This is a genomic window from Sphingomonas oligophenolica (genome assembly GCF_039522915.1).
Lineage (GTDB): Bacteria > Pseudomonadota > Alphaproteobacteria > Sphingomonadales > Sphingomonadaceae > Sphingomonas > Sphingomonas oligophenolica.
In genome coordinates, this window is record NZ_BAAAEH010000017.1 from 24,562 (window position 1) to 34,080 (window position 9,519).

9 protein-coding genes are annotated in these 9,519 nt (G+C 67.2%); 1 reads left to right on the forward strand and 8 read right to left on the reverse strand.

Annotated features, from left to right (window positions below; translation table 11 throughout):
• Positions 1 to 2: 2 nt before the first annotated feature.
• The 8 genes from trbL to ABD050_RS10125 all read right to left on the reverse strand — a co-directional run bounded on the left by trbL (position 3) and on the right by ABD050_RS10125 (position 8,661).
• On the reverse strand, positions 3 to 1,307 hold the full coding sequence (gene trbL / locus ABD050_RS10090) for a P-type conjugative transfer protein TrbL (protein WP_343889179.1): 1,305 nt from the start codon (positions 1,305 to 1,307) through the stop codon (positions 3 to 5).
• A gap of 126 nt (positions 1,308 to 1,433) precedes the next feature.
• The gene (gene trbJ, locus ABD050_RS10095; protein WP_343889182.1) at positions 1,434 to 2,186 is read right to left on the reverse strand and encodes a P-type conjugative transfer protein TrbJ; all 753 of its coding nucleotides are present in this window, start codon (positions 2,184 to 2,186) and stop codon (positions 1,434 to 1,436) included.
• A gap of 27 nt (positions 2,187 to 2,213) precedes the next feature.
• Positions 2,214 to 4,652 (reverse strand): conjugal transfer protein TrbE, encoded by a 2,439-nt coding sequence (trbE, locus tag ABD050_RS10100; protein ID WP_343889183.1) that lies wholly within the window; start codon positions 4,650 to 4,652, stop codon positions 2,214 to 2,216.
• On the reverse strand, positions 4,646 to 4,921 hold the full coding sequence (locus ABD050_RS10105; RefSeq protein WP_343889184.1) for a VirB3 family type IV secretion system protein: 276 nt from the start codon (positions 4,919 to 4,921) through the stop codon (positions 4,646 to 4,648). Before ABD050_RS10105 ends, trbE begins: the two co-directional genes overlap by 7 nt.
• Positions 4,921 to 5,250: a TrbC/VirB2 family type IV secretion system protein gene (locus ABD050_RS10110; protein WP_343889185.1), complete on the reverse strand. Its 330-nt coding sequence runs from the start codon at positions 5,248 to 5,250 to the stop codon at positions 4,921 to 4,923. Before ABD050_RS10110 ends, ABD050_RS10105 begins: the two co-directional genes overlap by 1 nt.
• A 2-nt stretch (positions 5,251 to 5,252) precedes the next feature.
• Positions 5,253 to 6,254 carry a P-type conjugative transfer ATPase TrbB gene (gene trbB, locus ABD050_RS10115; protein WP_343889186.1) on the reverse strand — a complete coding sequence of 334 codons (1,002 nt, stop codon included), beginning with the start codon at positions 6,252 to 6,254 and terminating at the stop codon, positions 5,253 to 5,255.
• Positions 6,251 to 6,634, reverse strand: a complete 384-nt coding sequence (locus tag ABD050_RS10120; RefSeq protein ID WP_343889187.1) for a CopG family transcriptional regulator — start codon at positions 6,632 to 6,634, stop codon at positions 6,251 to 6,253. Before ABD050_RS10120 ends, trbB begins: the two co-directional genes overlap by 4 nt.
• A complete protein-coding gene (locus tag ABD050_RS10125) occupies positions 6,631 to 8,661 on the reverse strand; it encodes a conjugal transfer protein TraG (protein WP_343889188.1) in 2,031 nt (676 codons plus the stop codon). The genes ABD050_RS10120 and ABD050_RS10125 overlap by 4 nt, the downstream gene beginning before the upstream one ends.
• A gap of 370 nt (positions 8,662 to 9,031) precedes the next feature.
• Between ABD050_RS10125 and ABD050_RS10130 the strand changes: the two genes are divergently transcribed.
• Positions 9,032 to 9,277 (forward strand): hypothetical protein, encoded by a 246-nt coding sequence (locus ABD050_RS10130; protein WP_343889189.1) that lies wholly within the window; start codon positions 9,032 to 9,034, stop codon positions 9,275 to 9,277.
• The last annotated feature ends 242 nt before the right edge of the window (positions 9,278 to 9,519 follow it).

Genomic DNA, 9,519 nt, shown 5'->3' on the forward strand with positions numbered 1-9,519 from the left:
GATCAGTCCTCCTTTTCCTTGATGTCGGGCGCGGCCGACGCGCCGCCCCGGTCGCCCTCGCGCAGCGCATGGGCGACGATCTGCTGGTGGTGCCTGGCATCCTGTTTTTGCCGGAGCGCGCGCGCCCAACCGGGCTGCTCCTGCTCGCCATCCCCACCCGATTCCGGCGGAGCCGGCGGGCGGCCGGCAAGGGCATTGAACGCCGCTGCGCGGCCCGAGGCGGCGGCTTCCTGGAGCCCGAAGGCGCCGCTGGCCCGCGCGCGCATCGCATTGCCGGCGGCGCGCGCCACGCCGCCAAGACCAGAGGCGACGCTGGTCGAGCCGGCGCCCTCCTGGCCCATCCGGTAGGCGGCCGACGCGGCCGAGCCCATCGAGGTGCCGGCACGCACGGCGGCGACCGCGCCGCCCCCGACCAGCCCGGCCGCGCCCGCGACCGCGCCACCGCCAAGGACAGCGACCCCGGCGGTCCCGAGCACCGTCCCGACCGCCGCACCGGCGCCGAGCTGCGGCGCGCCGGCGACCAGGCCCGAGGCGATCCCGGGACCGAAGATGCCGAGGCCGAACAGGGTCATGGCGGCTAGGACGAGGCTCAGCGCCTTGCCGATGTCGGGCTCCTGGCCCTGCATCGCGCCGACGAAGGAGGCGAAGAAGTTCGAGCCGATGCCGACGATGACCGCGAGCACCATCACCTTGACGCCCGAGCTGACGACATTGCCGAGCACGCGCTCGGCAAGGAAGCTCGTCCGGTTCCACAGCGCGAAGGGCACCAGAACGAACCCGGCAAGCGTGGTGAGCTTGAACTCGACGATCGTCACGAACAGCTGGATCGCCAGGATGAAGAAAGCGAGAATGACGATCACCCAGGCGAACAGCAGCACCGCGATCGTCACGAAATTGTCGAAGAAGGTCGTGAAGCCGAGCAGCTGCGACATCTGCTGGAGGAGCGGCCAGGCGGCCGAGAAGCCGGTGCTGGCGAGCGTCCCGGGCTTCAGCAGGTCATCGGCGGAGAGCGTCCCGCCGCCTGCGGTCAGGCCGGCCGCGGCGAAGGACTTGAAGATGAGATTGGCCAGCGTCGGGAAACTGTTCAGGATGAAGGCGAACGCGCCGACAAAGAGGATCTTCTTGATGAAGCGGCCGATGATGTCCTGCTCGCCGCCTAGCGCCCAGAACAGGCCGGCGAGCGTCACATCAATGCCGATCAGCGTCACCGCCAGAAAATGGACGTCGCTGCCCAGCAGCCCGAACCCGCTGTCGATATAGCGGATAAAAGCCTGCATGAACTGGTCGATGACGCTCAGGTCGCCCATACGAAGAGTCCGTCCTGCTGAAGTCGAAAAAGGCCCGCGGGGCGCGCTTGGGGAGCGGCAGAGCGCCCTGCGGGTGTGGCGGCGGGCCGGGGAATTGCCCGCCGCCACCCTCGGTGCGGGTGCGCCCTATTGGGGGTGGTAGGCCGTGCCGCTGCCGAGGAACCGGGTAGTCGCGCCGCTCGCATCGGTCTCCGCCTGGACGCGGCGTGCCGCCTCGAGCGTTTCGGCGCGGTACTGGGCCGCCATCATGTTCTGGATCTGGAGCTGCTGCTTGGCGACAAGCGCGAGCAGCTGGTTGGTTGCCTGGGCGACCTGGAGCGCGCCCTCGCCGCTTTGGCTCCGGGCGATGATCGCGTCGAGTGCTGCCGTATCGGCATCGAGATTGCCGACGACCTGCGCCTGGACCTGCATCGTCTGGTTATAGGCGCTCATCGAGGCATCGAGCCGCGCCTTCGCGTTCGTCACCTGGCTGTTGGTGGTCAGCGCCTGGTTGAAGCTTTGCGGGAAGAGCCGGCGGAACTCGCTGTTGACAGTCTCGATGCGGTAGCTGATTGCCTGGGCCTGACCCATCAGCCGGTCGATCTGCCGGATCGTCTGGGTCAGCGCCTGGAGCTCGGGAAAGTCGATCCGGGTCAGGTTCTTCGCCTCGTTCATCAGCATCGTCGCCTGGTTCTGGAGCGACTGGATCTGGTTGTTGATCTGCTGGAGCGTGTGCGCGGCGGTAAGCAGGTTCTGCGAATAATTGGTCGGGTCGAAAACCGTGATCTGGGCGGACGCCGCTGACAGAGGCACCGTCACGCTCAGCGCACCGGCGGTGAGCAGCAGGGCGGTCAGGCCGGGATTGCGGAAGCGCGGACGGGGCGGAATCTTTCGGAACATGGCATGGGCTCCTTGTCAGACGATGGATCAGGGATTGGGGGGCGCGAACTCGCCGAGCAGCGCGGCTGCCCAGCCGAGGCCGGAGGAGGTGAGGAAATGCTCGGCGAACGCGTCTGGACCGTGCTCGGTGAGCAGGCCGTCGATCCGTGCCTGGCTGTCCGGGTCAGACGCGCCGCACAGCGCCAGAGCGATGGGGCCGAGGCCGAGCTCGAACAGGCGATTGCCGCGGGTCGATTGCAGGTAATAATGCCGCTTCGGCGTCGCCCGCGCGATCAGCTCGATCTGCCGGTCGTTCAGACCGAAGCGCCGATAGGCGGCCTGGCTCTGCGGCTCGATCGCGCGGTCATTGGGCAGCAGGATGCGCTGCGGGCAGCTTTCGATGATGGCCGGTGCAATGCTGCTTTCGGTGATGTCGGCGAGCGACTGCGTCGCGAAGACCACCGAAACATTCTTCTTGCGGAGCGTCTTCAGCCACTCGCGGATGCGGGCGGCGAAGAGCGGATCGTCGAGCAGGCTCCAGGCTTCGTCAAGAATGAGCAGGGTCGGCCGCCCGTCGAAACGCCGCTCGATGCGGTGGAAGAGATAGGTGAGGACCGGCGCGACCAGCCCTTTCCGCAGCATCAGCGCCTCGGTCTCGAAGCACTGGACCTGAGATTTGGTGAAGCGTTCGTCCGCCGCGTCGAGCAGGCCGCCATAGGCACCGTCGAGCATATAGGGGGCAAGCGCGGTCCTCAGCATATTCGATTGGAGCAGCATGCCGAGCCCGGTCAGCGTCCGCTCCTCGACGGGAGCGCTGGCCAGGTTGCTGAGCGCCGACCAGACGGCGTCCTTGATCTCGGGCGTGACGACGACTTTCTCGTGACTCAGCAAGGCGCCGATCCAGTCGGCCGCCCAGCCCCGCTCGTCCTCGTCGTCGATATGGCGGAGCGGCTGGAAGCTGAGGCCGCCGTCATCGCCATGCTCGGGCTGAGGTCCGAGCGAATGATGGCTGCCGCCCATGGCAAGCACGGCGGCGCGCGCTGAGAAGCCCCTGTCGAAGATGATGAGCTGCGCCCGGGGATAGCGCCGGAACTGCATCGCCAGCATCGCCAGCAGCACCGACTTGCCCGCGCCGGTCGGGCCGACGACGAGCATATGGCCGACATCGCCGACATGGGTCGACAGCCGGAACGGCGTCGAGCCGCTGGTCTGGGCATAGAGCAACGGCGGTCCGCCGAGATGTGCGTTTGCCGCCGGCCCGGCCCAGACCGAGGACAGCGGCATCAGATGGGCGAGGTTCAAGGTGTGGACGAGCGGCTGGCGGACATTGGCATAGACCTGTCCGGGCAACGACGAGAGCCAGGCCTCGACCGCGTTCAACCCCTCGCGCACGCAGGTGAAGCCAAGCCCGTTCACGATCCGCTCGACGGCACGGACTTTCTCGTCGGCACGCGCGCGGTCGGTATCGGCAACGGTGATGGTGGCGGTCAAATAGCCGAACGCGACATAGTCGCCGCCGAGCGCCTGCAGGGCCTGGTCGGCATCGACGACCTTGTTGTCGGCGTCGCTGTCGAGCAGCTGCGCCGGCTGGTTGTACATCACCTCGCGCAGCAGCGCGGTGATCGACTTGCGCTTGTTGAACCACTGCCGACGGATCCGGGTCAGCGCCCTGGTGGCGTCGGTCTTGTCGAGCGGGATGAAGCGCGTGACCCAGCGATAGGCGAAGTCGGCCGCGTTGAGCGCATCGAGGATGCCGGGCCGGCTGAGGTTCGGGAACCCCGTGACCGTGACGGTGCGCAGATGCTGGTCGCCGAGCCTGGGCTCGAGACCGCCGACGAGCGCGGTGTCGACCAGCAGCCCATCGAGATACATCGGCGTCTCGGGCACAGCGACGGGATGGCCCCTCGTCGAGATACAGTCATGGAGATAGGTCAGCGTCTCGGCCGAGCCGAGCGCGCGCATCTCGGGCATGAAGCCGGCAAAGAGATCGAGCACCCGGTCGGTCTCGGCGATGAAGGCGGCAAGCGCCGCGCGCCAGTCGCGCCCGGCCTCCTTGTCACCGCGCTCGACCAGGGACCGGCCGGCCGCGTCGCTCGAGTCGGGCGGGGGCAGGAAGACGAGGGTCAGATGGTAGCGGCTCTCATAATGCGCGCCTTCGGCCTCGAAGCCGGCGCGGCGCTCTTCGTCGACCAGCCAGGACGCAGCATCGGGAAAGCTGCTCGCGGGATAGCCGGGCGCTGCGCGCCGCTCGGCCTCGAAGAACAGCGCCCAGCCCGTCCCGAAGCGCTTGAGCACATTGTTGGCGCGCGCGCAGGCGCCGACCAGCTCCGCCTCGGTCGCGCTTTCGAGATCGGGCCCGCGAAAGGCGAGCGTCCGCTGAAAGCTGCCGTCCTTGTTGAGGACGACGCCGGGCGCGACCAAAGCGGCCCAGGGCAGATGATCGGCGATGCGGTCGGCGCGGACGCGATATTCACGCAGGGCTAGCATGCGAAATAGCTCCTCTGGCGGAGATGGCGAAGGAGGACGGGTGCGAAGTCCGGGTCGCGGCGCGCGGCGAACACGGCGATGCTGTGGCCGGCCGCCCAGAGGACCAGCCCGACCAGGAACTGCTGGAGGCCGAGCCCGACCGCGGCGGCGATCGTCCCGTTGACGATCGCGATCCCGCGTGGTGCGCCGGCGAGCAGGATGGCTTGTCCAAGGCTGCCATGGATCGGCGCCTCGAACCCATCGACATGCCGGGTGCCCGAGGCGACCATCAGACCAGCGCTCCCCCGCCGAAGCTGAAGAAGCTGAGGAAGAAGGACGATGCCGCGAACGCGATCGAGAGCCCGAAGACGATCTGGATGAGCCGTCGAAAGCCGCCCGCCGTCTCGCCGAACGCAAGCGTCAGCCCGGTGGTGATGATCACCATCACCGCGATGATCTTGGCGACCGGGCCCTGGACGGATTCGAGGACCTGCTGGAGCGGCTGCTCCCAGGGCATGCCGGTGCCGCTCGCAAAGGCAGGCGGCGCGAACAGCATCGCGAGGCCAAGCGCGGGCACGGTGCGGCGAAGATGGCGTAGTCGGGACGCGAACAGGCGCATGATCAATCTCCTTCGAATGCGCTGCGGTGCTGGGGGGAGAGGTCGACGAGCTTGTAGCCGCCATCCGGATCTAGTCCGGCCAGCCGGGCGACGATGTCGACCCGACGATCGATGCCGCGGCCTGAAATGAAGACGATCATGTCGATTGCCTCGGCGATCAGCCGGCGCGGCACGGTGACGACGGCTTCCTGGATCAGCTGCTCGATCCGCAGCAGCGCCGACGTTGCGCTGTTGGCGTGGACGGTTGCGATCCCGCCTGGGTGGCCGGTGTTCCAGGCCTTGAGCATGTCGAGCGCCTCGCCGCCGCGAACCTCGCCGACGATGATCCGGTCGGGCCGCAGGCGCAGCGTCGAGCGCACCAGATCGGCCATCGTCACGCTGCCCGCGCGTGTCCGGAGCGCCACGGTATCGAGCGCTGGCGACTGGAGCTCGCGGGTGTCCTCGATCAGGATGACACGTTCATCGAGATGCGCCATCTCGGCGAGGAGCGCATTGGCGAGCGTGGTCTTGCCCGAGCTGGTGCCCCCGGCGACGAGGATGTTGCGACGATCGACGACCGCCAGCGACAGCAGCCGGGCGATGTCGGGCGACATGATCCCGTCGGCGACATAGTCCAACAGCGTGTAGAGCCGGGTCGCGGGCTTGCGGATCGAAAAGCAGGGCGCGAGCGACACCGGCGGCAGCACGCCTTCGAACCGCTCCCCTGCCCCTTCGCCATGCGGCGGCAGCTCGGCCGAGATGATCGGCGATACGGCATGGACCTCGGTCCGTGCGTGGCTGGCGACGAGGCGGATGATCCGTTCGACCTGGGCCGGATCGTAGCGCAGCCCGGTGTCGGTCCGCCCCTCGCCGAGCCGGTCGAGCCTGAGCGCGCCGTCGGGGTTGATCATCACCTCGAGCACTTGGCTGTCGGCGAGCGCGGCGGCGATGGTCGGCCCCATCGCGGTGCGCAGCATGGCGCGCCTGCGCCCTTCGGAAACCGTGTCGATCGGACCGCCGCTCATGGCCGCGCCTCCGCCGGCCCGGCCGGCGCGAGCGGGCGCCCGACCTGGCTGACGAACTTCTCGAGCCCGTCCCTACCCACTGCGCGCGCGGCGGTGTCAGTGTCGGGCAGTGGCGTGGTGAGGAGCAACTGGCAGCGGACGACCAGTGCGAGGCTCTCAAGGATCAGGTCGATGTCGCGGCGCACTAGCCCTATGTCGCGCGACATGCGGTCGAGCCTGACCTTCGGGAGGTCGTCGATTTCCCTGGCCCCGTGCCGCGCGAGCCAGTCGGCGAGGGCGTCGTTGACGAGCCGCGACTTGTTTCCGCCCGGACCCGAGGCGATCGCCTCCAGTGCATCGCTCAGTGCACGGTCGATATAGAGATTCTGCCGGACTTTCATGACCCGAAGCCCGGGATCAGGTCGCCATGATCGGCGTCGTTCAGGCCATAGCCGCGCGTGACATTGGTCAGGGCGCGGGCCTGGTCCATGGCGCGCTGGTCGACGGCGACGGTATCGTCGTCATCCATGCCGGGCTGCACCGGCTGATCGGGGTCGATGGGGCGGACGATGCCCTCCTCGGCAAGGCCGGGATGCCGCTGCTGCTCCATGCCGCCATCCTCCTCGGCACCTTCAGCCTCCGCCGACTGCGCAAGCCGGGCGTCGGGCAGCCGGGCGAAGCGGCCCCAGTCGTTCGCGCGCTGCCGCGGCCGGTCGGCATAGGTGCCGATCGAGAGCATCGGCGCCGGCTTGACCCGGCCGCAGAAGTTTGCGTCCTCGAAATAGCGCAGCTTGGTCGCGCGGATCGGTGGGAGGCCGGAGACCATCACCAGCTCGTCGGTCGGCGGTAGCTGCATCACTTCGCCGGGCGTCATCAGCGGGCGTGCGGTCTCCTGGCGGCTGACCATGACATGGGCGAGCCAGGGCGCGAGGCGATGCCCGGCATAGTTGCGCATCGCGCGCAGCTCGGTCGCGGTGCCAAGTGCGTCGGAAATGCGCCTCGCCGTCCGCTCGTCATTGGTCGCAAACGAGACTCGAACAGCGCAGTTATCCAGGATCGAATTATGCTCACCATAGGCCTTTTCGATCTGGTTGAGGCTCTGCGCGATCAGGAAGGCGCGGATGCCGTAACCGGCCATGAAGGCGAGGCTCGTCTCGAAGAAGTCGAGGCGGCCGAGCGCGGGGAACTCGTCGAGCATCATCAGCAGCTGGTACCGGCGCGGCCCGAGCCCGGGCGGGTCGAGTCGCTCGGTCAGGCGCCGGCCGATCTGGTTGAGGACGAGGCGGACGAGCGGTTTGGTGCGACTGATGTCCGACGGCGGGACGACCAGATAGAGCGACACCGGCCGCTCGCCTTCGACAAGGTCGGCGATCCGCCAGTCGCAGCGCGAGGTCACCATCGCGACGGTCGGGTCGCGGTAGAGCCCAAGAAACGACATTGCGGTCGACAGCACGCCCGAGCGTTCATTCTCGCTCTTGTTAAGCAGCTCGCGCGCGGCCGACGCGACCACTGGATGGACGCGCGGCGCGTCGACCGTGCCGAGATGATTGGTCGACATCATCTGCCCGAGCGTCGAGACGAAGCTGCGCTGCGGATCGGACAGGAAGGTCGCGACCCGGGCGAGCGTCTTCTCCTCCTCGGCATAAAGGATGTGGAGGATCGCGCCGACCAGCAGCGAATGGCTGGTCTTCTCCCAGTGGTTGCGCCGTTCGAGCGCGCCTTCGGGATCGACCAGGATATCGGCGATGTTCTGGACGTCGCGCACCTCGTTGGCGCCGCGCCTGACCTCGAGCAGCGGATTGTAGCGCGCCGAGCGCGGGTCGGTCGGGTTGAACAGCAGGCAGTGCGAGAAGCGAGCGCGCCAGCCGGCGGTCAGCGTCCAGTTTTCGCCCTTGATGTCGTGGACGACGGCGGAGTCGATCCAGGATAAGAGGGTGGGCACGACCAGGCCGACACCCTTGCCCGACCGGGTCGGCGCGAAGGACATGACATGCTCGGGACCGTCATGGCGCAGATAGCGCCCGCCCAGCCGACCGAGCATGACGCCGCTCTCGCGGTGCAGGCCCGCGCGCTCGATCTCACGCGAGCTCGCCCAGCGCGCCGAGCCATAGGTCGTGACGTCGCGGCGCTGCCGCGCCCGCCACAGCGAACCGAGGATTGCGGCGCCGCAGCCGAAGAAGCCGGAAGCGCCGGCGAGCATGCCTGCCTTGCTGAAGACCCGCGGCGCATAGGCATCATAATGATACCACCACCAGAACAGCGCCCACGGCCGATAGACGGGCACATGGCCGGCGATCAGCCAGGGCCGGCCGAGCTCTGGCTGATAGGCGAGCATCGCCGCTGCCCATTGCGTCGCGGTCCAGACCCCAACGATCACGATCGCGAAGACGATGAGGATCTGGCCGATCAGCAGTCTGGTGGGTGTCACGAACGCAGCTCCCGCCGGGCGAAATCCCGACGGCCGATGACTCCTCGAAAGGGCGCTGAATCTACAGGGTGCTAAGGGGCGTTGATGGGCCTGTTGCGGCCATTTGCGGCGCCGGCACTATAGCCCGGCCGCCACGCGGAGGGTTTCGAGGCGCTTGCGGCAGACAAGGGCGACAATGTCCCGCAGACAACGAATTGATGCCAGGATTGTTGTCAGGTCGTCCGTCCTGACCTCATAGTCTGTGGGCTATGCCGAGCGTCACACTATGCCGAGTGGGCGTGGGATATCTCCGCTTGCCAGGGGCTTGGTTTTGATCGGCTCGGCATAGTTCAGGCTTGCTACTGAGGGTTCAGGCGGCGAGAATCCCGGCGTGCGAAAAGACATCGACCATCTGCCTCGGACCCAGCAGGATGAGCTGGCGCGCGTGACGCAGATATTGATGGATGAATTTTCCATCGCGATTTCGCGCGCGACGCAGCCGCGCAATGAAATTAAGAATATGCCCATCCAAAGACATCTAATCGCCCACGGCATCCAGCAGAGCCAAACCGGGAAATCCCACTGCTCGTGGCAGTCGCTCCGCCCTACCGTATATGACATCGTGGCTATGGTATAAATCAGCCAAGGCAGGCCTGCTCCAAGCACCGTAACTTTCCAAATATCTTTTGGAAGTTCGATTTTTATCTGAACCATTGGCTTGCCTGCGAGGCCATCTCGCGATGGTCGTAGCCTGTCCGGCGATCAGCGATCCGATAGCAGTCGATGCCTTGTTGGCGAAAGCGAGAGCGGCGAAGTAGAGCCCCTCGCGTCGCGTTCCGAACAGATATTCGTGCTGGTCGGCGCGTCGGCCATAGCCGA